Genomic DNA, 25757 nt, shown 5'->3' on the forward strand with positions numbered 1-25757 from the left:
AGGCCATGACGGCCAGCCGTCGACCGCTCGGCGCACGCATCAGGTAGAGCCCGATGACGATGCCCAATCCCCCCAATACGGCGACATAGACCGCCGGGAACATGGGATGCACGGTCATCAACACCGACACCACGATGGGGGTAAAACCGCCGAAGATCGCGTACGCGACATTGTACGAGAACGACAATCCCGTGAAGCGCACCATAGCCGGGAACGACTTGACGGCAATCGTCGGAACCACACCGACGATGCCCACCGCAAAGCCGCACAGGATGTAAAGCGGCGTCAGCCACTCGGGATGCGTGCCGACGGTGGTCATCATTGACCAGTAGCTGATCGCCAGCAGTAAACCCCAAAGCATGATGGTGGGGCCGCTACCAAAGCGGTCCGCGCTCCAGCCCGAAGCCAGGCACCCGACCACCACGCCGAGGATGGCGTAGACATTGGCCAGCGAGGCATCCAGACCATAACGCGTCTCGAGCAGACTCGGCGTCATCAGGATCACCACCACGATGGCGGCGGTCAGAATCCAGGTAACGGCCATCGACAGCACCACGCTCGGCAAGTGGTTGCGCAAGACGCTCTTGACCGGCAACTCCTCGGCCAGCGCCTTCTTTTCCTGCATCTCGGCGAACACCGGCGTCTCGTGTAGCCAGCGCCGCAAGTACACCGCCAGCAGTCCGAACACCCCACCAATCAGAAACGGAATCCGCCAGGCATACGCGGCCAGCTCCGCATCGCTGTAGGTGGTCTTGATGAACGCCGACATCAGCGAGCCGATGAGAATCCCCGACACCAGGCCGGCGGACAGCGTGCCGCAGGCAAAGCCCACGTGACGACGCTTGACGTGCTCGGTGACGAACACCCAGGCGCCGGGGACTTCACCGCCCACGGCAGCGCCTTGCAGGATACGCAGTGCCACCAGCAGCAGGGGCGCCGCATAGCCCAAGGTATCGTAGGTCGGCATCAAACCGATCAACAGCGTCGGCACCGACATCAGGAAGATCGACAGGGTGAACATCTTCTTGCGCCCCAGCAGGTCGCCGAAGTGCGCCATGATGATGCCGCCCAGCGGGCGTGCCAGATAGCCGGCGGCGAAGATTCCGAAAGTCTGAATCTGACGCAACCATTCAGGCATCTCGGGGGGAAAGAACAACTGCCCCACCACCGTCGCGAAATACACGAAGATGATGAAATCGTAAAACTCCAGCGCGCCGCCCAGAGCGGATAGCGACAACACCTTGACGTCGCGGCGATTCAGCGGGCGCGACGAGGCCGCATCGGTTTCTTGCGAAGTAGCCATGATGAATGAAATCTTCCGTCGAATGATCGTTGATCGTGTTATGTCAGCGTCCAGCGTCGCGATACCTAAGTAGGGCGGGAGGTACCGACCGACGAGCGTATAGGAGGCTAACAGATTCGCGGAAAAACTGCAGCGACGCTGTCAAGAGCCAGCGACATGAGGGGAAGGGAGAAATACCTATAAAAGGGCCGGCGCAAGGCCGGCCCGGAGAAGCGATGCCACTATCAACTTTCGAGCGTTGCATCCAGCGTGATTTCGGCATTCAGCACGCGTGAGATCGGGCAGCCTTCTTTGGCCTTGTTGGCCGATTCCTCGAAACCTGACTGATCAATGCCCGGCACCTTGGCACGGGTGACGAGATGCACCTTGGTGATCTTGAAGCCACTGTCGTCCTGGTCCAGTGTCACAGTCGCCTCGGTACGCACATCGTCGGGGTCGTGTCCGGCTTCTCCCAGAATCATCGAAAGCGCCATCGAATAGCAGCTGGCGTGGGACGCCGCGATCAACTCCTCGGGATTGGTCCCCGGCTCGCCTTCGAAGCGCGTATTGAAACCATAGGGATTGTCCTTGAGCGCACCGCTTTGAGTGGAGACCGTCCCCTTGCCGCGCTTGAGACTGCCTTGCCAATGGGCGGAACCGGTTTTCTCGATACTCATTCGTGCCTCCTTTCGTGAGTGGGCGTCATGCCCCTACACCATAGTCCATATGGGTGATGTCGTGGACTTCAAGGGGCAAGAGATCAATCGCTCACCCGCACGCGACGACACGCCGCCCAATGCTCGGCCAACGCGGCGCTGCCGATTTCACGCAAGGCCGCGACATTATCCTCGGGGATCGACTCCGGTGCGGAATGATTCGCCACAGCGGCCTCGACACTGCGCTCGCGCAGGAGATGCCACATCGGCCACGGCGAACGGTTGGTGTAATTGGCGGGATCGTGGGCCGCGACGCCTTCGAAAACATAGTCAGGATGAAAGCTCGCCAACTGGTAACCCCCCGTATAGCCCTCCGCCTCGAGCAATGCGTCGGCGACGCCTAACAGATCCAAGTAGTCGTCGAAGTCGGCCAGCCCCTCCGGCAGGATCATCAGCGTGGTCTCGATGGCCGGCTCGGCATCCAGACGATGACACTCCTCGATCAAGGTATGCAGAAGATGTTCGGGGTCATCATCGTTCGCCACGACATAACGCAGGCTGTTGCGGCGTACCTCGCGACCGGCGAAGGGACAAACGTCATGCGCCACGACGAAGTTCGCCACCCAGGCGCGGGTCATGGCGATGATATCGGCATCCAAGGGACGCTCGGACATGTGAATCGATCCTGAAACGAGAGAGGACTACCAGTATAACGGACTTGTCGTGCTCTCCGTGTCGGCGCACCCTGAATGTATCCTCATTCACCACGTCAGGGAGACAGTCATATGGTCAAGCCCCTTTCCCCCGACACACCTAGCGTCACCCTCTCTGCCACCGCGCGCGAGCCCGCCGTCGCGCTGCCCGCCATCGGCCAGGGCAGTTGGCACATGGGCGAGAACCGTGCGCCACGCCGCGACGAAGTCCATGCCCTGCAGTACGGCCTCGACCTGGGGATGACACTGATCGATACCGCCGAGATGTATGCCGACGGCGGTGCCGAGGAAATCGTCGGCGAGGCCCTGCGCGGTCGTCGCGACGAGGCCTTCGTGGTCTCCAAGGTCTACCCGTGGAACGCCGGCCGCCAGGACGCCATCGCCGCCTGCGAGCGCAGCCTGCAACGCCTGGGCACCGACTATCTGGATCTGTATCTGCTGCATTGGCCCGGCAACGTGCCCTTGGAAGAAACGCTGGAAGCGTTCGAGCACCTGCAAGCCCAAGGCAAGATACGTCGCTACGGCGTCTCCAACTTCGACGTCAACGACATGCAAACCCTGCATGCCATCCCCGGCGGCGAGTCCTGCAGCGTCAACCAAGTGCTCTACCACCTCGGCTCGCGCGGCATCGAGCACAGCCTGCTGCCCTGGCAGCGTGAACACGGCCTGCCGACCATGGCCTACTGCCCCTTGGCTCAGGGCGGACAAGAGCTCGAGCACCCCGAGGTTCGTGCCATCGCCGACGCGTTCGGTGTCAGCACCGCCCAGGTGCTACTGGCATGGGCGACCCGTCTCGCGCCCAACGGGCAGCGCGATGTCATCGCCATCCCCAAGGCCGTGCAACCCGCGCACGTCGAAGCCAATGCCGCCGCCATGCGGCTCGCGCTGGACGACGCTAGTCTCGCACGGCTGGACGCCGCCTTCCCCGCGCCGTCGCGCAAGCCGCCCCTGGATATCGTCTAGGCGTTGACGGCGCCATACCGACGCTCAATCCTCGGGTGTGACACCGCCAAGGCAGGCGGCCTCTTGCTCCCCGTAGCCATATTCATCTTGCAACCCCTGATGAATGGCTCGGCGTTCGTCGAGCGACTTGTGCTGGCTCGCCTTGCGCTTGCCTTCGAGGCGGTCGACGGTGATCTCGATCCCGACGATGGCGCGGCACATCGCGGCGATATAATCGTCGGGGGCATCGCTTACCCGCCAAGGCCTCTCCCGCTCGCTTTCGAAGCGCTCGGTGAGGGTGGTCACCATCTCGCGAAGCCAGTGTGGATCGTCGATCAGGCGTAGCCGGCCATGCACGTGCACCACCTGATAATTCCAGGTCGGCACCACCTTGCCGTGTTCACGCTTAGCCGGGTACCAACTCGGCGTGATATAGGCCTGAGGACCATGAAAGATCGCCAGTACTTCGATGCTCCCCAAGGGGCTTTCGATTCTCCTAGCAAGCGGGTTGGCACGCGCGATATGGCCAGCCAGGATATCCGGCGCGCGCGCGTCCTCCGCCGGTGATAGCAACAGCGGCAAGTGATCGGCGCCTAGCGCACCGGATGCATCATGGGTCACCAGCGTGGCGAAGGGAGCGGCTTTGATGACCCGGTGGCATTCGATGCGACTGTCGATGCAAAACTGGGGCGGCTGATACATGGCTCGACTCTCAGGAGGGAAAAAGATCGTGACGCAGGGCGGCCGTCATCGACGTGAGCGAACGATGCTGGCGACCCGTGGCATCGAAGTTCTCGGGAGCCAGCCAGCGACGGTGGCACTCGCGAATCGCCGGCCACTCACCATCCAAGACCGAGAACCAAGCCGTGTCGCGGTTGCACCCGGCCACGACTCGATGCTGACGGAAGACACCCTCGAAGCGAAAACCGAGCCGCTCGGCGGCGCGGCGCGAAGGTGCGTTCAGGGCATCGCACTTCCATTCGAGACGCCGATATCCCATATCGAAGGCGTGCGCCATCATCAGCATCAGTGCCTCGCTGGATATCGGCGTGCGCGCCATACGGGGCGAGAAGCTGATATGGCCGATCTCGATGCGACCATCGACCGGCACGATATTGAGATAAGCCGCCATGCCCACCGCCTTCTCATCGGCGAGGTCGACCACGGCATAGCAAAGCAACTCGCAGTCCGCGCCCATACGCGCCAGCCAGGCCCGGCAACCAGCCTCGTCGTCGAAGGGGCGACCACCCAGATAGGTCCAGCGGGCGCGTCCCTCGGTGTCGTTGTCGATCTCCGGGGCCGGCACCTGCCACGCCTGCCACAGGGCCTCGGCGTGACGGGCGGCATCCAGCGGTTCCAGTCGGCAGAAACGCCCTGCCAGGCATTCGGCACTGGGTTTTGACGGCGCTTGCCAGCGGTCGATGTTCGAGCCGATCGGCTGTCCGTAAGCGTTATAGGCTTGGCTCATGGAGGACTTTCCTCAGGACATGACGAAGCATTAGTCTGGTGCCATAATGGTTCCCCGAGAAGAACCAATATTGCCGATATGCGAGGAACCAGTGACCGATCCGAATGCCCACCGGCTCTGGATTCAGGAAGCGCTGAACCTTCAACTCGTCGAGCCGGACGAGCGCACGCTCAGCCAGCGTCTTTATGATGCCCTGCGCAGCGGTATTCAGCAGGGCCAGCTGCCCTACGGGAGCGCCCTGCCCTCGTCCCGGCAGTTGGCCGCCAGCCTGGGTATGGGCCGCAATACCGTGCTGAGCGCGGTCGACCGTCTCATCGCCGAGGGCTTTCTGGTATCGCGTCCAGGGGCCGGGGTTTTCGTTGCCGATTGGCAGTGGGAAACCCAGCAACGCCTCGAGACGCCAGCACCGCTACCCGTGGCGCTCTCGCAACGCGGCGAACGCCTGCTCGACTTCACGGCGCCCTCGAGCGAACGCCATACCGCCTTCGCACCCGGCGTACCGGCGCTGGACCGCTTCCCTCGCGAACGCTGGCAACGCTTGCTGCGTCGTCATCAGCAGCGGGCCCCCATCGACTGGTTAGATTACCAGAATGAAGGTGGCGTGAACGCACTGCGCGAGGCACTGTGCGACTACCTGAGCTTATCGCGCTCGGTGCGCTGCCGGCCGGAACAGATCCTGATCACCCAGGGAGCGCAGCAGGGCTTCGAGCTGATCGCACGACTGCTCGCCGACGTCGGAGATAGTGTCTGGATGGAGGAGCCCGGCTATGGCGGCGCGCAGGCCTGCTTCGCCTCGGCTGGACTGGCCCTGCAGCCGGTACCGGTCGACGGTGACGGCTTGAACGTCGCCTTGCTTCCCGCCGGTACGCCACCCCCCAAGCTGATCTACGTGACGCCATCGCACCAGTACCCCAGTGGCGCGACCCTGTCGCTGTCACGTCGCACGGCGCTGCTGGGGCTCGCCCAGCAGCATGACGCCTGGATCATCGAAGACGACTACGACAGCGAATTCCGCTATACCAGCGCGCCGATAGCCTCGCTTCAGGGATTGATGGATAACGCCCCGGTGATCTATGTCGGCACCTTCAGCAAGGTCCTTTATCCGGGGCTGCGGCTGGGGTATCTGGTGCTGCCGCCCTCGCTGGTGGCGAACTTCCAACGCATCAACGCCCGACTGCACCGGGAAGGGCAATATGTCGCTCAGGCGGCGCTGGCCGACTTCATCAGCGAAGGCCATTTCGCACGCCATATAGCACGCATGCGCAAGTGCTACCGGCATCGCCAGACCGCGCTTCGTCAGGCGCTGGCGCCAGCGGTTTCCGGCGGGCTCGAACTCTCGTCTGGCCACGCGGGGATGCACCTGATCGCGTATCTACAAAGCCATGCACTGGAACGCGAGCTGGTCCACCGGGGCAAACAGGTGGGCCTGCGACTCTCCCCGCTTTCCGGCTTTTATCTGCAATCGCCCAGCCAGCCGGGACTGGTCCTAGGTTATGCAGGTGCCCCAGAAGCCGAGATCGAACGCGCTGGCCGGTGGCTCAGCGACACCTGGTTAGCACTGACGGCCTAGCCCTTCCGAGATGCCAGCCGATCCGCCAGCCGGGTCGGTTCGGGCAGCTTGGTCTTGCCCAGGCAGGCAATCACCCATTCCAGCGCCGTGGACTGATCCAGCCGATGCCCAGGAGAGACAATCACCGGTTTGACGTTCTCGCGGGAGCGCAGCATCGCACCGATGACCACGCGTCCCTCGGCATCGACCTCGACGTCAGCGGGATCCTCGGTGCGGCGCCGGTCGGTGAGCGGCGCCCATTCACCGCGCGTGGCGGGTACTTCGCCGTGACGACCGCAAAGCACCTTCTTGGCCACGCCGATCGTCGGAAGGTCGAGCCAAAGCCCTAGGTGCGAGGCCACGCCGAGACGCCGTGGATGCGCGATGCCCTGGCCATCGACCATGACCAGGTCGGGGCACGACTCCAGCCGCGCAAAAGCAGCCAGGGCGGCGGGAATCTCGCGAAACGACAACAGCCCTGGAATATACGGCATTCGTGTCGGCTCGCGGTGTACCACCGACTCCCGCAATGTCAGCGACGGCCAGTCGAGCACCACAACCGCCGCCCGCGTGGTCTCGCCGCCATCCTCGAAGCCAATATCCACGCCCGCGATGCAGGTCACTGCGTCCGGCTTTCCGTGCCGAATAACGCGCGGCGCCAGGCGACGCTGCAGTGCCACGGCCTCTTCGGGGGTCAGCGTCCAGGCATGCAGGTCTTCATGATGTGTCATACCACCTCCTTGTCGTTTCTTCTTCCGTGTTACTGGCCCCATTGGGCCGCCCTCCCGCAACCGGTAGACTAGCCCTCCGGTATAGGAGATCTGCGTGAAACTCATCCACACAGCGGACTGGCATCTCGGCCAGACCTTCCACGGGCAAGAGCGCCACGCCGAGCAACGCGCGTTTCTCGACTGGCTGTTGGCGACCCTCGAAGCGCGCCGCCCGGACGCCCTGCTCATCGCAGGTGATATCTTCGATGTCGTCAATCCATCGTTGCGCGCCCAGGAGATGCTCTACGACTTCATCGTCGAGGCGCATCAACGTTTGCCGCAACTGACCATCGTCATGATCGCCGGCAACCACGACAGCGGCAACCGTATCGAATTGCCCGCACCGTTGATGCAGCGCCTCAATACCCACGCCCTGGGCCGGGTGAGTTGGCTCGAGGACGGCTGGCTCGACGCCGAGCGCCTGCTGGTACCGCTGACCGATGCCGACGGCGAGGTTCGCGCCTGGTGCCTGGCGCTGCCCTTCTTGAGGCCCGCCGAGGTCACCGGCGGCACAGCGCCGAGCGACGACGAGACCGACGACGCCTCGCCCAATACCTATGTCACGGGCATCACGCGCGTTCACCAACAGCTCATCGACGCGGCCCGCGAACGTCGCGCCCCCGGTCAGGCGCTCATCGCCATGAGTCACGCCCATCTGCACGGTGCCGCGGTCTCCGAGGCCAGCGAGCGGCCCATCGTCATCGGCGGCGAGGAGTCGATCCCGGCCACGCTGTTCTCCCCAGACATCGCCTACGTGGCACTGGGCCACCTGCACCGCGCCCAGCAGGTCGGCGAGGAACGCATCCGCTACAGCGGCAGCCCCCTGCCGCTGGATTTCAGCGAAGTGGCCTACCCCCATCAGGTCGTCGAAGTCACGCTCGATGGCGAAGCCTTGCGTGATGTCGAGAGCCTACCCGTGCCACGTCCGGTGGCCATGCATCGCCTTGGCCCGGCGCCACTGGATGACGTGCTCGCGGAGCTGGACACCCTGGAAGATACGTCCGACCTGCCACGCGAGCGCTGGCCCTGGCTCGAGGTACGCGTCGAGCTCGAGGCGCCGATGCCCGACCTGCGCGCCAGGGTGGACGCGGCGCTCGACGGCAAGACACTGCGCCTGCTGCGTCTGGAACGTCGCCTGCCGAGAGTCGCCGCCGAGGACGCACCCGCCCGCATCGACCTGGCGGCGCTCGGCCCACGCAAGCTGTTCGAGCGCACCTGGCAAGCGCGCTGGGGCGAGCCGCCCGCCGACGACGTGCTCGCCGACTTCGACCGGCTACGCCAGGACGTGCTCGACGACGAGGAAACAGCGACATGAAGATCCTCGCCCTGCGCCTAGCCAACCTGGCCTCGATCCCCGGCCCATTGGAACTCGACTTCACCGCCGCGCCGCTCGCGGAGGCCGGCTTGTTCGCCATCACCGGGCCCACCGGTGCCGGTAAGAGCACCTTGCTCGACGCCCTGTGTCTAGCGCTCTACGGCAGTACACCCCGGCTGCGCCAGGCGCCGGGCCAGAACGCCCCGCTGCCCGACGTGGGCGACGCCACTCTCAATACCGCCGACCCGCGTACGCTATTGCGCCGAGGCACTGCCAGCGGCCATGCCGAGGTCGATTTCTTGGGCCGCGATGGCCGCCGCTATCGCGCCCGCTGGGCCGTGCGCCGCGCCCGCGAGAAGGCCGATGGCAAATTGCAGAAGATCGAGCAGTCGCTCACCGACTTGGATAGCGACCGCCTGTTGACCACCCAGAAACGCGAGTTCGACCGCCTGCTGCCCGAGCGCCTGGGCCTCAGCTCCGAGCAATTCACCCGCGCCGTGCTGCTGGCCCAGAGTGAGTTCGCCGCCTTCCTCAAGGCCGACGACAACGAGCGCAGCGACCTGCTCGAGCGCCTCACCGGTACCGCCGAGTACTCCGAGATCTCGGTCGCCGCCTATCGCCGCGCCAACCAGGCAAAGCATGCCGTCGATGCGCTGAACGCCAAGCTCGCCGACGACCTGCCCGCCGAGGCCGAGGCTCGCGCCGCGCTCGAAAAGACCGCCGAGACTGCTCAAGCCGAGCTCGACACCGTGCAACGCCATGCCAAGCGCCTGGAAACACAGGCGCAGTGGCACGCCACGGATGCCAAGCTTCGCGATGCTCACGCCCAAGGACAACGCGAGCACCACGATGCCGAGACGCATTGGCAAACGCTGGCCCCGGCCCGCGCCGATCGTGACTGGCAGCGCCTGATCGCGCCGCAACGCCATCGACTGGCACGTCAGGCTGAACTGCCCGGCGAGATATCGAGGCTCGAGACAACTCATGCCGACACGCGTGAGGCCCTGGCACAGGCCGAGACCACACAGCAGCAGGCCAAACAAACCCACGCCACGGCCGAACAGGCCCTTCAGGACGCCGACACGGCACGCCGCACGGCCGAGCCCCAGTTGCACCGCGCCCGCGAGCAGGCACAGCAACTGGCGACGCACGATCATCAGTTGGCCGAGCTCGACAACACGCACACCGCGCATCACCGCGAAGCGCAAGCGCTGACCACGCGCCACCAGGAAGCTCACGCGACACAGCAGCGCCAGCGCCGCCAACGTGATGACTGGCAAGCCACTCTGCGCCAGTTGATGGGCGAGCACGCCCGCGTCGAGGACGCCCGCCAGGAAGTTCAGCGCGCGCATGATCACGCCGCCCGTCGTCATCTGGCCCTCGGCGAGCTGCAAAGCCGCTGGCAGACCGCCTGTCGTGCCGACCACACCCGGCGCACGCTCAATGAGCGCCTGGCGCAGGATGAAAAGCGCCTCGAGGCGTTAATCACCCAAGGCCAGACCGCGCGCCAGCACCTCGATGACCGCGAGCGCCACTATCGCAACGTGCTGGAATTCGTCGAACGCGGTCGCGCGGTACGCAGCGAGAGTGTCACGCACCTACGCGACGCCCTCGAGGAAGGCCAGCCCTGCCCGGTGTGCGGCGGGCTTGAGCACCCTTGGCGCCACCAGCCGCCCCAGACACCCGAAGCCGCCCAGCTTGCCGCGCAGCAAGCGGACGAAGACCGCCAGTTGGCGGACGCTCAGCAGCAGCGTGACCACGCCCAGCAACAGCGCGACGAACTGCTGGGCCAATACCGCGCGCTGGAGGCCTCGCTCACGCAACAACGCCAGGACGGTGCGGATGCCGATAAGCGCCACCAAGAGGCGCACCAGGCGCTCGACGAACACCCGCTACACGCCGAGCTTGCCGGCATCGATCACGACCGGCGCGACGCCTGGCTGACCGAGCAACGCCAGACAAGCGACGCCCAGCGCGCGCAACACGAGGAGACGCTTCAGGCCCTTGCCCGCGCCGAGGCCGAGCTGGCACCGCTCGACGAGGCACTGCGCCAAAGCGAGCTGACACTGGCGCAACTCGATACCCAGCGCATCCGCCTCGACAAGGAACTCACAGAACTCGATGCGCGCCTGCCTCCGTTACGCCGCGAGCGCGACGACATCGCCGCTCGGCTCAAGGCTCTGCTCGGCGAGCATGCCTCGCCGGATGCCTGGCAACAGCAGCTCGATACGCGGCAGGCTTCCGCGCGCCAGGCGCGGGATACGGCGCTTTCCAAATGCCATGACAGTGAGCGGGAAACCCAGCGACTTGCCCAGCAGTCGCACTACGAGGCCGAGCAGCTTGCCAAGCTCAAGCAGGAACTCGATACCCTCGCCCGTGAGCTGAATGCCTGGCGCCAAGCACATCCGGAGCTGGATGACGCCACCCTGCAGCGGCTACTCGACGAAACCGACGACGCCACTGAACGCCGGGAACGGGAACTGACTCAAGCCGAGCATGCCCGCCAGCAGACCAGCGCCACCCTCGCGGAGCGCCGCCAGGCCCTCATCGCGCATCGCCACGACCAGGCTTTGGCCGAGCACGACGCCAGCGCAGACGCTCTATTGAGCGAGGCAGTCGAAGCCCGGATCGATCAGCGCCGGGAGGCGCTCGACACCGAGCGTGACGCCCTGTCGCCCCAACACGATGCCGCCCAGACACGTCGCGACGACGCCCTACACGCCCTGCGCGATGACGATCGCAAGCGTCAGCGCCAACGCGAGGGGCAAGCCGAGCTCGACGCCGCGCGCGCCGAGTACTACCGCTGGGGCCGCATCAGCGAGCTGATCGGCTCCGCCGATGGCAAGGTCTTCCGACGCATCGCGCAGGCCTACAACCTGGAGCAACTGCTGGAGCACGCCAACACGCACCTGAATGGGCTCAGCCGCCGTTACAAGCTGATTCGCGGCGGCAGCGAGCTAGGCCTGCTGGTGGAGGACCGCGACATGGGCGACGAGCGTCGCTCGGTGCATTCGCTGTCCGGCGGCGAAACCTTCCTTGTTTCGCTGGCGCTGGCGCTGGGGCTCGCCTCCATGGCCTCCGGCGAACTCGTCATCGAATCGCTGTTCATCGACGAAGGCTTCGGCAGCCTCGACCCGCAATCCCTGGCGCTGGCCATGGACGCCCTCGACGGCCTGCAAGCCCTGGGTCGCCGTGTCGGCGTGATCTCCCATGTGCAGGAAATGCACGAACGCATCCCGGTGCAGATCCAGGTCGAACCGCTGGGCAATGGCACGAGTCGCGCGAGGTTGGTGAGTACCTAGGCAGCACGAGTCTCCAGGAAATAGAGGGCGGCTGCCTCCGCCCTCCTCAGCCCAGCGTCATAACGCCCGAAGCCGCGACCAAAGACGGCCGATACCGTGGGAACTGGCAAACAGTATGATCCCGACACCCACGGAGAAACCACCGCGCCAGAGACTGTCGGGACTGGAGGAGCCCAGCGCTTCCAGTCTCGCATAATACGTTCCCAGCGTGATCAGACCCGCCGCAAGGTAACCGATGCCAATCAAGGCGGCGCCCACGGCTATCAGGGTCGCCGACGAGACTGAGGAGTCGGTCTCATACGGTGCTAACCATCGACTGATCGGCTTGCGCGCCAGGATAAGCGCCGCTCCCAACAGTAAACTAACGAGAAAATGCACGCCTTGGATGGCGAGCATATTGGGTGCGCCCGCCTCTTGAGCCACCGACGAACTGGACCAAGCTATATAGAGAGATGTGGCCTGGTTCGAGAGCGTCCTTACCAGAAGCCAAATCCCCGCAATACCCACAGCGCTTCGCACAACGAGCGAGTATGGAGATTGGGCATACATTTCCTTATAGCGATAGAAGGCTTGTCGCCCCGCGAAGCAGCCAGCTATTGAGTATGTCAGCAGGGCGCCCCTAAGCGAATCCTGCTACCAACCTTACTTTTTGGGACGATGCACGTACAAAGAGGCACATTTGGCTAAACCGCCTCCAGCGAAGGGAATGATGCAGAGCAGTATGTTTGTTACGAGCCCTAGAACGAACCATTCTCTTATCCCACTTGGTCCAACAATATAGGCATATGCATTCTGTCCCACATACATGCCTGCCACTACGACCAAGAGAAGCGCCAGCTTTTTAGTCCAGCCTGTATATATAGTAAAGGTAAGCATTAAAGCCTGCCCAATCACCCAGCCGACCATCGTGTCAAAGGGTTCGAACTCCCCCGACACCAAAGGTGAAATCCCCCAGCTGGCTGCCCCCACAAAAGTGCCTACGATAAAATTGAATAAATAGTTCATAAGAAGTAGATGCGCATAGCATCTCTTATTGAAATAACGTAAGCCCTTCAGCAACGCAATACGCCGTGCCCAAGGCACGACGTATTGTCATCTGTCGGTTCGCTTTGCCGCGTACGCTCAGCCAGCGAGCTTGGCGGCCATTTCAGCGATGTGCTGTCCCTGGAAGCGGGCGATGGTCAGCTCGTTTTCGCTGGGTTGGCGACTCCCGTCGCCACCGGCGATGGTCGTCGCGCCGTAGGGCGTACCACCAGAGACTTCCTCGAGCTCGCTCAGCGCCGCGCAGGAGTACGGCACACCGACGATCGCCATGCCGTGGTGAAGCAAGGTGGTGTGAATCGAGGTCAGTGTGGTTTCCTGCCCGCCGTGCTGGCTGGCGGTAGAAGTGAAGGCACCGCCCAGCTTGCCAATCAGTTTGCCTTGCGCCCAGAGACCGCCCGTCTTGTCCCAGAAATTGCGCATCTGCGAGGCCATGTTGCCGAAGCGCGTGGGCGTACCGACGAGAATCGCATCGTACTCGGCCAGTAGGCTGGGATCATCCAGCACGGCGGCAGTGCTGTCCGCCTTGTAGCCAGATTTTTCGGCGACGTCAGCGGGCACGAGTTCGGCCACGCGATACAGATCCACCTGAGTGCCGGCCACGCCGCGTGCGCCTTCGGCGACGGCATTGGCCAATGTTTCGATGTGCCCGTAACTGGAGTAATAAAGGACGAGAATCTTGCTCACGAGGGTACTCTCCTGACTGGATGTATGAACCCTTTCAAGATGGGGCAAAGCGCTGATGGCGTCAAAGCACGGGCATGCTAGGCTGGCGCAAAACACCCCTGTGGGAGGCCGCCGTGTCCGACACCATTGCCCTGCTCGAACGCCTGGTTAGCTTCGATACCGTCTCGCGTCACTCCAACCTGGAATTGATCGCCTTCATCGAGCGTTACCTCGCCGAGTACGACGTGCCCTGTACCCGCATCGACAACGATGACGGCAGCAAGGCCAACCTGCTGGCCCGCATCGGCCCCGAGGTCGCGGGCGGCGTGGTGCTGTCCGGGCATACCGATGTGGTACCGGTGGACGGCCAGCCCTGGAGCAGCGATCCCTTTACCCTGACCGACAAAGGCGACGGCCGCCTCTACGGGCGCGGCAGCTGCGACATGAAGGGCTTCATCGCCAGCGCATTGGCGCAGGTGCCGCAGTGGAAAACGCTCGACTTGCAGCGACCCATCTACTTGGCGTTTTCCTACGACGAGGAAGTCGGCTGCCTGGGCGCGCCGCGCTTGATCGAACGCTTGATGGCCGATGCGCCCACGCCGGCTGCGGTCATCGTCGGTGAGCCTACGTTGATGGCGCCGGTGGTGGCCCAGAAGGGCATCACCAACCTGCGCACCACGGTGACCGGTCGCGAAGCGCATTCAAGCCAGGTGCGTCAGGGTGTGTCCGCCGTCCACGTGGCCGCCCGCCTGGTGACGCGCATCGAGGACATCATGGCGGAACTGGTCAGCGAGGGGCGTGTCGACCCGCTCTTCAACGTTCCCCACTCCAGCCTCCACGTCGGCAAGATCCAGGGCGGCACGGCGATCAACATCATGGCGCGCGAGTGTCATTTCGACTGGGAGATCCGCCACCTGCCGACGGACGGCTTCGAGGCCTTGCTCGAGCGTTTCCAGCACTACGCCGAGTCATTGGTACACGACGTGCGCCCACGCGCGCCGCAGATCGCTATCCACACCGACCACCTCACCGAAACCGTGCCTGCCCTAGCCGACCGCGACAACCAGGCGGCGCTAGAGCTCTGCCATGCCCTACTGGGCGATGCCGACAACGAAGCCGTGGCCTATGCCACCGAAGCGGGGCAATTCCAACGCGCCGGCCTGCCCACCGTCATCTGCGGCCCCGGCAGCATCGCCCAGGCACATCAACCCGACGAATACCTGGAAATGGCACAACTCAACGCGGCGGATGCCTTCATGGCGGCGCTTGGGGAGCGCATGGCAAGCGCCGACTAGCATCGCGACATCTTCTGCAAGAGGACCTCTACCATCGGCGCCTTGTCGAAATGTTCGACATATGCCAGCGTAGCCGAAATGATTCGGAACGATGTCACGTGAAGAGCAAACAACCCCAATCCCGAAAACGCCCTAGTATCGCTGAGGCGCTGGCACAGGAGATCTTCTCCGGCGAGTATCAGCCGGGAGATTTCGTGCCGCGCGAAGTCGATCTGTGCGAGCGCTTCGCCCTCAATCGCTCGGCGGTGCGCAGCGACCTGCGCCAGTTGGTCGATGCCGGGATCATCGAACGCATCTCAGGGCACGGGTCGAAGGTACGTGAGTACCCAGAGTGGAACATTCTCGATGCTCAAGTCACCGAATGGATGACGCGCTACGCGGCGCCCAATCCCGGTGTGCAGCGCGAGATCCTGGCCTTTCGCCTGGACGTGGAGCCCTATGTCGCCATGACCGCCGCCAAGCATGCAACGGCGCATGACCTGGTCGCCATCGAGGAGGCCTTCAACGGTATGGGCAGTGACCTCGACGACCCCGCTTCCAACCGTGACGGTCGCCTGCATAGTGATTATGACATCGCCTTCCATGTGGCGATCTTCAAGGCCACGCACAACATCGTCTGGTCACAGCTCTCGCATATCCTGCGCCCCTCGATATTGCTGTTGATCGAGACCTCGAACGTTAGCGCCAGCGACCCGGCAGAGAGTCTGGAGCGCCATCGATTGCTGATGGAAAGCATTCGCGCACGCCGACCACGCGATGCCTTTCTCGCCTCGCAGGCCGTGCTTGCCGGTACTGCCAGCGCCTTGGGGCTGGAGATTCCCGAAACGCCACTTGGGCATAGCGCCGAGCTGTTATCCGAAACCTGACACGCATCAAGTTCCATTCTCTCGACTCAAGCTCCTGCAACGCGAAACGAGCGTCGCATGGCGACGCCCGTTTCGGTAGCTGAATGCTCAGTGGTGAGGCTGGGTGCTGAATACTCAGTGATTATCACGGGGTGGGCTCTTACGCGCGACGTCGCGGTACTTGGTGGCAGGGCCCAGCGTCATGCCACGGTCGAGCTGCTCGACCATGCCGCGCTGAATTTCCTGCCAAGGCGTCTGGTCCACCGGGTAAATATAACCGCCACGCGACTCCAGCGCCTGGCGACGCCGTGACAACTCGGCGTCATCGACCAGCAGATTGGCTTCGCCGCGCTTGAGATCGATACGAATTCGATCCCCCGTTTCCAATAGCGCCAAGCCGCCGCCCACGGCAGCTTCAGGTGCCGCATTGAGGATCGAGGGCGAGCCCGAGGTTCCCGACTGACGACCGTCACCGATGCACGGCAGCGATTCGATGCCTTGGCGTATCAACGCCTCAGGCGGCTGCATGTTGACGACCTCGGCACTGCCCGGATGACCGATCGGCCCGGCACCGCGCATGATAAGGATAGTTTTCTCGTCGATCTCGAGCGACGGATCGTCGATGCGCGCATGATAATCCTCGGAGCCGTCGAAGACCGCTACCTTGCCTTCGAAGGCGTCCAGATCATCGGCCTGACTCAGGAAACGCTGCCGGAAATCGCTGGCGATCACGCTGGTCTTCATCAACGCCGAATCGAACAGGTTGCCCTTGAGATTGATGAAGCCGGCCTCTTCCACTAACGGATTGTCGTAGCGGCGAATGATATCGTCGTCCAGGGTTTCACGCCCGGCAGTATTCTCCGTCAGCGTCTTGCCGTTGACCGTCGGCACATCGCCATGCAGACGCCCAGCCTTGATCAACTCGCTGAGCACCGCAGGCACGCCGCCGGCCCGGTGGAACTCCTCGGAAAGATAGATCCCCGCCGGCATCACGTTGGCGAGCAGCGGAATCTCGTGCCCGAGGCGCTGCCAATCGTCGTTGGTCAGCTCGATCCCCGCGTGACGGGCGATGGCGTTGATATGCACCGGCGCATTGGAAGAACCGCCCAGCGCCGAACACACCACGATGGCATTTTCGCACGCCTCGCGGGTAATAATATCCAGCGGACGCAGGTCTTCCCAAACCATGTCGACGATGCGCGTCCCGGTCTGGTAAGCGACCATCGAGCGCTCCTTGTAAGGCGCCGGGATCATCGCCGAACCGGGCAGGCTCATGCCCAACGCCTCGGCCATGGAATTCATCGTCGAGGCGGTACCCATGGTATTGCAGTGGCCGACGGAAGGCGCCGAATCGGTGGCGCGAGACAGGAATTCCTCGTAGCCGATATCCCCCGCCGCCAAGCGCTTACGCAGCTCCCAGATGATCGTGCCCGAGCCTACGCGCTCCTGGGTGCCGCGCCAGCCATTGAGCATAGGCCCACCGGAGAGCACGATCGCCGGAATATTTACCGTCGCCGCCGCCATCAGGCACGCGGGCGTGGTCTTGTCGCAGCCGGTGGTCAGTACCACGCCGTCGAGCGGATAACCATGCAGAACTTCCACCAGCCCCAGGTACGCGAGGTTGCGATCCAGCGCTGCCGTCGGCCGACGCACGTTTTCATGGATGGGGTGCAAGGGAAACTCAAACGGCACGCCTCCGGCGGCGCGGATACCATCCTTGACGCGTTTCACCAGGTCGATGTGGTGACGATTGCAAGGCGTCAAGTCGGAGCCCGACTGCGCGATGCCGATGATCGGCTTGCCGCTCTTGAGTTCTTCCAGCGTCAGGCCGTAATTCATGTAGCGCTCGATGCATAGCGCAGTGGTCCCCGGATGCTCGGGGTTGTCGAACCACCAGCGCGAGCGCAACTGGTCGGGGGTCATGCGGCGATTGTCGGCGGACATCGGGTTATCTCCTCTCGAAAGAACAATCGGCTCCTATGTAAGTCAAACATATTGCGAGTATGTTCAACATACTCCGATAGGCGTAGATCTTTCGCTGACACACGCCGAGCAACACCCCAACGCAAGAAGGCGGCCCGATGGCCGCCTTCTCGTTTTGCGTACGCTCTTTTTCGTTAGTCCAAGCCCTCAGTGCGAGTGCCGCGGTACCTCTGCACCACGACAGCCGACCAAGAAGTCGAAGTCGCAGCCTTGATCTGCCTGGAGCACGTGCTCGATGTAAAGCTGGCGGTATCCGCCGGTACTGGCGATGCGCGTCGACTCGGCGGTGGGGTCCGCCTCAGCCAGGCGTGCAGCAAGCTCGGCATCGTCGACCTCCAGATGCAACGTGCCGGCATAGGCATCGAGGGCAATCAAATCGCCATTGCGAACCGCGGCCAGCGGCCCGCCCGCCGCGGCTTCCGGCGCCACGTGCAGTACCACGGTGCCATACGCCGTGCCGCTCATGCGCGCATCGGAGATCCGCACCATGTCGGTGACACCCTGCTCGAGCAGCTTGGACGGCAGTCCCATATTGCCGACCTCGGCCATGCCATGATAACCGCGCGGCCCGCAGTTCTTCATCACCAGAATGTCGTCGGCGGTGACATCGAGATCGGGATCGTTGATGCGCGCCTTATAGTCATCGAAATTCTCGAAGACCACGGCACGGCCGCGGTGCGTCATCAATTCCGGCGTCGCCGCGGAAGGCTTGAGGACAGCGCCATTGGGCGCAAGATTGCCACGCATCACGCACATCCCGCCGTCCTCACGAAGCGGCGTATCGAGAGGACGAATCACGGCGTCGTTGTAAAGTGGCGCGTCCTGGACGTTCTCCCATAACGTCTTGCCGTTGATGGTCAAGGCATCCTTGTGCGGCAACCGGTCGGCCTCGCCAAGGCGCCGCAACACGGCTGGCAAGCCGCCGGCATAGTAGAACTCTTCCATCAGATAGCGGCCCGAGGGCTGCAGGTCGACGATGGTCGGCGTGCCACGCCCGATACGCGTCCAGTCATCCAGTGTCAGGTCGACACCGATGCGCCCGGCAATGGCTTGCAAGTGAATGACCGCATTGGTCGAACCACCGATGGCCGCGTTAGTGCGAATAGCGTTCTCGAAGGCCTGCTTGGTCAGCACCTTGGAGAGTTTGAGATCCTCATGGACCATCTCGACGATACGGTTGCCGGAGAGGTGGGCCAGCACGTAGCGGCGCGAATCGACCGCTGGAATGGCCGCGTTGTGGGGCAACGAGGTGCCCAGCGATTCGGCCATGCAGGCCATGGTCGAGGCGGTACCCATGGTGTTGCAGGTACCAGCGGAGCGCGACATGCCCGCCTCGGCGGCCATGAAATCGTGCAGCGATATCTTGCCAGCTTTCACTTCCTCGGAGAGTTTCCACACCACGGTGCCCGAGCCGATGTCCTTGCCCTCATGCTTGCCGTTGAGCATCGGGCCGCCAGTGACCACGAGGGTGGGAATATCGCAGCTTGCCGCGCCCATCAGTAGCGCCGGCGTGGTCTTGTCGCAGCCGACCAGCAGAATCACGGCATCGAGCGGGTTGCCACGAATCGCCTCCTCGACATCCATGCTCGCCAGATTGCGGGTGAACATCGCGGTGGGCCGCAGGTTGGATTCACCGTTGGAGAACACCGGAAACTCGACCGGATAACCGCCGGCTTCGAGCACCCCTTTCTTGACATGTTCGGCGAGCTTGCGGAAATGCGCGTTGCAGGGCGTGAGCTCTGACCAGGTGTTGCAGATGCCGATGATCGGCTTGCCCTGGAATTCATGGTCGGGAATGCCCTGGTTCTTCATCCAGCTGCGATACATGAAGCCGTTCTTATCGGCAGTACCAAACCACTCGGCACTGCGCAGTCGGCGAGGGGACTGACTCATCGGGGGCTCCTTCTCATGGCGTTCGCATTAGCGTTGCCAACACCATAAACGCCCCCTTCAATAACCGAATAATGTCAAAAAAGACCTGCTTTGATATAAAAAAAAATATCAAAAATTTTATCGGGCTTTTTTCACCCCCTTCAAAAACCGACATCGAGATCTAGGTACAGTGCCGAAACGAGGCTTCAAGATGCTGATTAAAATGCGTTTTCCACCAATGGACAGCAAGAGGAAAGCGTCGATCGCCCCCTATACCAGCAGCCCGACCGCCTGGGGTAGATTGCAGCGGGTATACCAAAGTCTATGTTGAACATGTAAGCACTATGTTCAACATTTACCGCCTGATGCGACGAATCCAAGGGCGCGCCCATGAATGAATTTCACCCGTTTCTTCCCCAAGATGCCGGCAATAACAACTTGATCGGCCGCATATGGGACCCCGATGCGCAAGGTCCCCGCCTGGTCACCGTGCGTGACGGCATGCTGCACGATATCAGTGCGCTGGCCCCCACGTTCAGTGCCCTGCTGGAATTCGACGATCTACCAACACGCATCGCCCAAGCGCCGGATGCCCCGCTTCTCGCGGTCAGCGATTGCCTTGAGGCCTCGCTCGATGCCGAGGGCGACCCCGCTACCTGGCATCTTCTGGCCCCCTGCGATCTGCAGGCAATCAAAGCTTGCGGGGTGACGTTCGCGTCATCGATGCTGGAGCGGGTGATCGAGGAGCAGGCGCGCGGCGATAGCCAGAAGGCCGCGACATTGCGCGAGACCGTCACCTCGTTGATCGGCGACGACCTCTCCCGGTTGACGCCGGGCTCCGCCGAGGCTGAGGCCCTCAAGGCCAAGCTGGTTGAGCTCGACGTCTGGTCGCAATACCTGGAAGTCGGCATCGGCCCCGACGCCGAAGTGTTCACCAAATCACAGCCCATGTCGGCGGTGGGCTTAGGGCACCGGGTTGGCATTCACCCGGCCTCGAAGTGGAACAATCCCGAGCCTGAAGTCGTGCTGGCGGTGGACTCGCGCGGCCAGGTACGTGGCGCCACGCTCGGCAACGACGTCAACCTGCGCGATGTCGAGGGGCGGAGTGCCCTGTTGCTGGGCAAGGCCAAGGACAACAACGCCTCTTGCGCCATCGGCCCCTTCGTACGCCTTTTCGATGACGACTTCGATATCGACAGTGTCCGCGCTCTAGAGGTGACTCTGGATGTCCGTGGCGAAGATGGCTTTCACCTAGACGCGGTGAGCTCGATGAACCAGATCAGTCGCGACCCGCTCGACCTCGTCGGCCAAACACTGGGGACACATCACCAGTATCCAGACGGCTTCATGCTGTTCTTGGGGACATTATTCGCCCCAACCCAAGATCGTGATACCCAAGGCAGCGGTTTCACTCACCACCTCGAAGACGTGGTGACCATCGCCACCCCCACACTAGGGGCGCTGGTCAATCGCGTCGACACCAGCGACCGCATTCGGCCCTGGCAGTTCGGTAGCGGCGCTCTGCTGAATTATCTCGTACGACAGCGTCCCGGCGCTTGACGGTCGGCTTTTCAACACCAACATGGCCTGCCACTGAAGCTTTGCGCCTGGCCATGACATTCACTCAAAACAGTACTCTCGATGACATGGGAGGCGCACGCGACGCCACGGGGGTATGCCGCAACATCGGTGCGGCTTAACGCCCCTTGACTCTAGCACTCAGCGTCGCCATGTCTCATATATGCCCATCAATGCCAGGAGGCAAGCATGATATTGGAAGGCAAACAGATCATCGGACAAGACATCGCAGCCGGCCCCGGCACTAGTTTCCAGGCGGTCGATCCCGCTAATGGTGAGACTCTGCCGCCCGAGTTTCCCAGCGCCGATAGCAAGCAGGTCGAGCGCGCCTGTCAGCTCGCCTGGGACGCCTTCGATGCGTATCGAGAAACCTCACTGGAGGAACGGGCCAAGTTTCTGGAAACCATCGCCGAGGAAATCGAACACTTGGGCGGTGGCCTGATCGAACGTGCCATGAGCGAAAGTGGCCTCCCGGTCGCACGCCTCGAAGGCGAGCGTGGACGTACCTGCAACCAACTGCGTCTCTTCGCCAATGTGGTGCGTGCCGGTGAATGGCTCGACGTACGCGTCGATCCGGCACTGCCCGAGCGCACTCCGATGCCGCGCCCCGACTTGCGCCAGCGTCACATCCCGCTGGGACCGGTCGCGGTCTTCGGCGCCAGCAACTTCCCGCTAGCCTTCTCCGTGGCCGGCGGTGACACTGCGTCCGCATTGGCATCGGGCTGCCCGGTGATCGTCAAGGCACACTCGGCGCACCCCGGCACCTCTGAGCTGGTGGCACGTGCCATCCAAACCGCCGCCAAGAAGTGCAACATGCCTGAAGGCGTGTTCTCCATGCTCTTCGATGCCGGTTACGAAGTAGGTACCTCGCTGGTCAAGCATCCCAACATCAAGGCAGTCGGTTTCACCGGCTCCCGCAAGGGTGGCCTGGCGCTGCAACAAGCCGCGCAATCGCGCCCCGAGCCAATCCCGGTCTATGCCGAGATGAGCAGCATCAACCCCGTATTCTTGATGCCCAAAGCGCTTGAGGCACGCGGCACCGACCTCGCCCAAGCCTTCGTCGGATCTCTTTCCATGGGGGCGGGCCAGTTCTGCACTAACCCTGGCCTGGTCATCGGTCTCAAGAGCCCGGCACTGGATAACTTCATCGAGGAAGCAGGCAAGGCGCTCAAGGAAACGCCGGCGAATACCATGCTGACGCCTGGGATTCATTCAGCCTACGAGCAAAGCGTCGCCAAGCTGGCGGGCAACGCCAAGGTGAACGAAGTCGGTCGCGGTCTGACCGGCGAAGGCGAGAACCAGTGCCAGGCTGGCCTCTTCACCACGCAAGGCGCCGATGTGCTGGCCGATGAATCGCTGCAGGAAGAAGTCTTTGGTGCCACTTCTCTGGTCGTGATCTGCAGCGACATGGACGAGATGAAGCGTGTGGCCGAAGCGCTGGAAGGCCAGTTGACCGCCACCTTGCAGATGGACGAGGGCGACACCGACACCGTCGCAAGTCTGCTGCCCACACTGGAACGCAAGGCGGGACGCATCATGGCCAATGGCTGGCCGACCGGTGTAGAGGTTTGCCATGCCATGGTTCATGGCGGTCCCTTCCCGGCCACGACCGATTCACGCACCACCTCCGTGGGCAGTGCCGCGATCTACCGCTTCCTGCGTCCGGTGTGCTATCAGAACCTTTCTGATGCGCTGCTTCCCGAGGCACTCAAGGAAGCGAACAGCTTCGGCCTGAAGCGGCTCGTCGATGGCAAGCGCGAGGGGTAAACTTCCTCTCCTGATACGTCTGAGTCCTCCGGGACATGGGCCATCAAACGCAAACGCCCCATGGCAGCAGATTGCCATGGGGCGTTTTTAATGACCGCTCGTCAGGTGACGAGCGGCACACATGAGCCGTTAGCGGCTAGATCACGCCTGCGAACGATTCTTCTGGGGAGCGTCGCCGTCTTCACGTTGACGCCGCGGGGCACGCTCCGTCGAGCCGTGATCCTCGGCAATCTCCAGCGGACGGCCAGCGACACGCGCCTGACCGATGCGCGACAGCACGGCGGTCGGCAGCGTACTCGGCAATTCGACCACGGAGAAGGCGTTGCGGATGTCGATACGGCCGATCTTGCCACCGTCGATGCCGCCTTCGTTGGCCAAGGCACCCACCAATTGGCCGGGCTTGACACCATCCTTGTGGCCCACCGATACGCGGTAACGCGTCATGCCTGCGCTCGGCCCACGGTCACGGCGGTTGGGTTTTTCGTCGCGACCACCACCCTGACGGGCGGGGCGACGTTCACCCGGCTTCGGCAAACGACCGATGGGAGCCTCGCCAGAACGCGCCATGCTGGCCATTGCACACGCCAGGTCCACGGGATCATAACCGTCGTCGGCCAAGCCTTCGATCAGCTCACGCTGATAGTCGGTGCCTTGCTCAAGCGTCTTCAGCACACGCTCACGGAACAGCTTGTCGCGATGAGCACGAATGACAGACTCATCGGGCAACTCGACTTCCTGCATCGGTTGGCCAGTTACACGTTCCATGTCACGTACACGGCGCTGCTCGCGGCCACCGGCGAAGGTGATCGCCACGCCCTTGCGTCCAGCGCGCCCCGTCCGCCCGATGCGGTGGGTATACGCTTCGCCATCTTGCGGCAGGTCGTAGTTGAAAACGTGGGTGATACGCGGCACGTCGAGACCGCGCGCGGCGACATCGGTGGCAATGAGGACATCGACCTTGCCACGCTTGAGACGATCGACGGTCCGCTCGCGCAGGCTTTGATCCAGGTCACCGGACAATGCCGCCGCGTTCACGCCGCGCGCCAACAATTGCTCGACCAGCGTGGTGCAAGCAGCACGTGTACGCACGAATGCGATGGCGGCATCCACCGGTTCAACCTCGAGCAAGCGCGAGAGCGCCTCCAGCTTGGCGCCACCTTCGATACGAACCAAGCGCTGCTCGATGCCTTCGGCCGTCTTGGTCTTGGTCTCGATCATGATCCTGAGCGGATCGACCAGGTAATGATTGACGATACGCGAGATTTCAGCGGGCAAGGTCGCGGAGAAGAATACGCGCTGCGCCTCTTTCGGCGTATCGGACACCACACGCTTGACGTCATCGATGAAGCCCATGCGCAGCATTTCGTCGGCTTCATCGAGCACCAACGCATTGAGGCCGTCGAGTTTGAGGCTGCCACGGTTGAGGTGGTCGATCACGCGTCCCGGCGTGCCCACGATGACCTGGGCGCCACGGCGCAATCCGCTGAGCTGTTCGCGATACTCTTGGCCACCACATAGGCTGAGAACCTCAAGCCCCTTGAGATCACGGCCATACTGGACGAAAGAAGCGGCAACCTGCTGGGCCAGCTCACGTGTCGGCGCAAGCACCAGCACTTGCGGCTCGCGACGCTTGAGGTCAAGACGCGACAACAGCGGCAAGGCGAAGGCAGCGGTCTTGCCCGTACCGGTCTGGGCCTGGCCCAGCACATCGCGCCCTTCAAGCAGCGCGGGAATGGTTTTAGACTGAATCAGTGAGGGCGTCTCATATCCCAATGATTCGAGCGTAGAAAGAAGAACAGACGGCAGCGAAAGCTCGGCGAAAGTCGGCGAGGCAGCGGGAGTCGTGGTCATGTCACACCTTGGATAGCCGGAGCGAACCGGCGGAAAAATTCAAGGCGCCTTCATTGCCCATCGGCCGCTCGGCCTGGGGCATCGAAACAAAAGGCGCCGGTCGCAGCACCTGCGTCCTGCCGCATACGCGGCAGCTGTGGCGACCTTACGCGTCGTGGCGCGCCATCGATGCGGCAAGCGCTCTCACGGCCGGCTCGAAGCGAGCGGGCAATGCGCCTTGCGCAGAAACGTCCTTTAGGCTCTATCCACGCTGGGTGGAAGGCACATCGCACAGGGACGAATACAGGATGGAGGGGTCAACACATGCGAGGAAGTGGCATACTACCATTGACCAATGGCTTTGCCCAAACTTATTCGTTCATCAAGCCTGATTAGCTTATCGAGGAAGTCTTCCCATGCCGACGTTGTGGATCGACGCCGACGCGTGTCCGCGTCATGCCCGCGAAGTCATCGTGCGTGCCGCCGAGCGCACCCAAACTCCAACACGCTTCGTCGCCAACCACCGTTTGCCCTTGCCGCCCTCGGCCTGGGTCAGCGCGCTGGCCGTCCCTGGCGGCTTCGATGCCGCCGACGACGCGATCGTCGACCGAGTGTCACCGGGCGACCTGGTCGTCACCGCCGACTTGCCTCTGGCGGAGGCCGCGTTGGCGCGCGAGGCCGAGGTCATCACCAATCGTGGCGAAGCGCTAACCCGCGACAGCATTCGTGCCCAGGTACAGATGCGTGACTTCATGGAAACCCTGCGCGCCAGCGGCGAGCATACCGGTGGCCCCAAACCCTATGGCGACGTCGAACGGCGCACCTTCGCCAATGCGCTCGATCGCTGGCTGACACGTGCCCAGCAACGACGCTGATACATCGA

Annotated in this window: 20 protein-coding genes; 9 read left to right on the top strand and 11 right to left on the bottom strand. The window is 63.0% G+C overall.

The window, feature by feature from the left end:
• The 3 genes from LUN51_RS14855 to LUN51_RS14865 form a co-directional block, all read right to left on the bottom strand.
• The coding region (locus LUN51_RS14855) for an MFS transporter (protein WP_277811847.1) at positions 1 to 1303 on the bottom strand (1303 nt) is incomplete at its 3' end.
• Positions 1304 to 1527: 224 nt separating this feature from the next.
• Positions 1528 to 1959, bottom strand: a complete 432-nt coding sequence (locus LUN51_RS14860) for an OsmC family protein (RefSeq protein WP_246896889.1) — start codon at positions 1957 to 1959, stop codon at positions 1528 to 1530.
• Positions 1960 to 2042: 83 nt separating this feature from the next.
• On the bottom strand, positions 2043 to 2612 hold the full coding sequence (locus tag LUN51_RS14865; RefSeq protein WP_277811848.1) for a DUF1415 domain-containing protein: 570 nt from the start codon (positions 2610 to 2612) through the stop codon (positions 2043 to 2045).
• A 111-nt stretch (positions 2613 to 2723) separates the two neighbouring features.
• On the opposite strand from LUN51_RS14865, the gene LUN51_RS14870 reads away from it, so the two are divergent.
• Positions 2724 to 3614, top strand: coding sequence for an aldo/keto reductase (locus LUN51_RS14870; protein ID WP_277811849.1), 891 nt, complete (start codon positions 2724 to 2726; stop codon positions 3612 to 3614).
• 24 nt (positions 3615 to 3638) lie between these two features.
• On the opposite strand, the gene LUN51_RS14875 is transcribed toward LUN51_RS14870, so the two are convergent.
• Positions 3639 to 4295, bottom strand: a complete 657-nt coding sequence (locus LUN51_RS14875; RefSeq protein WP_277811850.1) for an FMN-binding negative transcriptional regulator — start codon at positions 4293 to 4295, stop codon at positions 3639 to 3641.
• Positions 4296 to 4305: 10 nt separating this feature from the next.
• Positions 4306 to 5061 (bottom strand): GNAT family N-acetyltransferase, encoded by a 756-nt coding sequence (locus LUN51_RS14880; RefSeq protein WP_277811851.1) that lies wholly within the window; start codon positions 5059 to 5061, stop codon positions 4306 to 4308.
• A gap of 46 nt (positions 5062 to 5107) precedes the next feature.
• On the opposite strand from LUN51_RS14880, the gene LUN51_RS14885 reads away from it, so the two are divergent.
• The gene (locus LUN51_RS14885) at positions 5108 to 6631 is read left to right on the top strand and encodes a PLP-dependent aminotransferase family protein (protein ID WP_431355583.1); all 1524 of its coding nucleotides are present in this window, start codon (positions 5108 to 5110) and stop codon (positions 6629 to 6631) included.
• Here LUN51_RS14885 and nfi read toward each other — a convergent pair.
• Positions 6628 to 7341 (bottom strand): deoxyribonuclease V, encoded by a 714-nt coding sequence (gene nfi / locus LUN51_RS14890; protein ID WP_277811853.1) that lies wholly within the window; start codon positions 7339 to 7341, stop codon positions 6628 to 6630. The genes LUN51_RS14885 and nfi overlap by 4 nt on opposite strands.
• A 94-nt stretch (positions 7342 to 7435) precedes the next feature.
• On the opposite strand from nfi, the gene LUN51_RS14895 reads away from it, so the two are divergent.
• Complete coding sequence (locus tag LUN51_RS14895) at positions 7436 to 8695, top strand: exonuclease SbcCD subunit D C-terminal domain-containing protein (protein ID WP_277811854.1); 1260 nt, start codon at positions 7436 to 7438, stop codon at positions 8693 to 8695.
• Entirely contained in the window at positions 8692 to 11997 is a 3306-nt protein-coding gene (locus LUN51_RS14900) for an AAA family ATPase (RefSeq protein ID WP_277811855.1), read from the top strand. Before LUN51_RS14895 ends, LUN51_RS14900 begins: the two co-directional genes overlap by 4 nt.
• A 57-nt stretch (positions 11998 to 12054) precedes the next feature.
• Here the strand turns inward: LUN51_RS14900 and LUN51_RS14905 are convergent, their stop codons facing one another.
• Together LUN51_RS14905 and wrbA are read right to left on the bottom strand one after the other, a co-directional pair.
• On the bottom strand, positions 12055 to 12393 hold the full coding sequence (locus LUN51_RS14905) for a hypothetical protein (RefSeq protein ID WP_277811856.1): 339 nt from the start codon (positions 12391 to 12393) through the stop codon (positions 12055 to 12057).
• 726 nt (positions 12394 to 13119) lie between these two features.
• The gene (gene wrbA, locus LUN51_RS14910) at positions 13120 to 13725 is read right to left on the bottom strand and encodes an NAD(P)H:quinone oxidoreductase (RefSeq protein WP_277811857.1); all 606 of its coding nucleotides are present in this window, start codon (positions 13723 to 13725) and stop codon (positions 13120 to 13122) included.
• 113 nt (positions 13726 to 13838) lie between these two features.
• Here wrbA and argE point away from each other — a divergent pair, with 113 nt between their 5' ends.
• Together argE and LUN51_RS14920 are read left to right on the top strand one after the other, a co-directional pair.
• The gene (gene argE, locus LUN51_RS14915) at positions 13839 to 14999 is read left to right on the top strand and encodes an acetylornithine deacetylase (protein WP_277811858.1); all 1161 of its coding nucleotides are present in this window, start codon (positions 13839 to 13841) and stop codon (positions 14997 to 14999) included.
• Positions 15000 to 15049: 50 nt separating this feature from the next.
• Positions 15050 to 15865, top strand: a complete 816-nt coding sequence (locus LUN51_RS14920) for a FadR/GntR family transcriptional regulator (protein ID WP_277811859.1) — start codon at positions 15050 to 15052, stop codon at positions 15863 to 15865.
• 114 nt (positions 15866 to 15979) lie between these two features.
• Here LUN51_RS14920 and LUN51_RS14925 read toward each other — a convergent pair whose 3' ends face one another.
• Together LUN51_RS14925 and LUN51_RS14930 are read right to left on the bottom strand one after the other, a co-directional pair.
• Positions 15980 to 17788, bottom strand: coding sequence for an IlvD/Edd family dehydratase (locus LUN51_RS14925; RefSeq protein ID WP_277811860.1), 1809 nt, complete (start codon positions 17786 to 17788; stop codon positions 15980 to 15982).
• Between the two features lie 186 nt (positions 17789 to 17974).
• Entirely contained in the window at positions 17975 to 19720 is a 1746-nt protein-coding gene (locus LUN51_RS14930; RefSeq protein ID WP_277811861.1) for an IlvD/Edd family dehydratase, read from the bottom strand.
• A 369-nt stretch (positions 19721 to 20089) separates the two neighbouring features.
• Between LUN51_RS14930 and LUN51_RS14935 the strand changes: the two genes are divergently transcribed.
• Positions 20090 to 21259: a fumarylacetoacetate hydrolase family protein gene (locus LUN51_RS14935; protein ID WP_277811862.1), complete on the top strand. Its 1170-nt coding sequence runs from the start codon at positions 20090 to 20092 to the stop codon at positions 21257 to 21259.
• Between the two features lie 207 nt (positions 21260 to 21466).
• Positions 21467 to 23044 (top strand): aldehyde dehydrogenase (NADP(+)), encoded by a 1578-nt coding sequence (locus tag LUN51_RS14940; RefSeq protein WP_277811863.1) that lies wholly within the window; start codon positions 21467 to 21469, stop codon positions 23042 to 23044.
• 141 nt (positions 23045 to 23185) lie between these two features.
• Here LUN51_RS14940 and LUN51_RS14945 read toward each other — a convergent pair whose 3' ends face one another.
• Entirely contained in the window at positions 23186 to 24895 is a 1710-nt protein-coding gene (locus LUN51_RS14945) for a DEAD/DEAH box helicase (protein ID WP_277811864.1), read from the bottom strand.
• Between the two features lie 395 nt (positions 24896 to 25290).
• Between LUN51_RS14945 and LUN51_RS14950 the strand changes: the two genes are divergently transcribed.
• On the top strand, positions 25291 to 25749 hold the full coding sequence (locus LUN51_RS14950) for a YaiI/YqxD family protein (RefSeq protein ID WP_277811865.1): 459 nt from the start codon (positions 25291 to 25293) through the stop codon (positions 25747 to 25749).
• Positions 25750 to 25757: the final 8 nt, after the last annotated feature.

This window comes from Chromohalobacter canadensis, from assembly GCF_029544075.1.
Lineage (GTDB): Bacteria > Pseudomonadota > Gammaproteobacteria > Pseudomonadales > Halomonadaceae > Chromohalobacter > Chromohalobacter canadensis_A.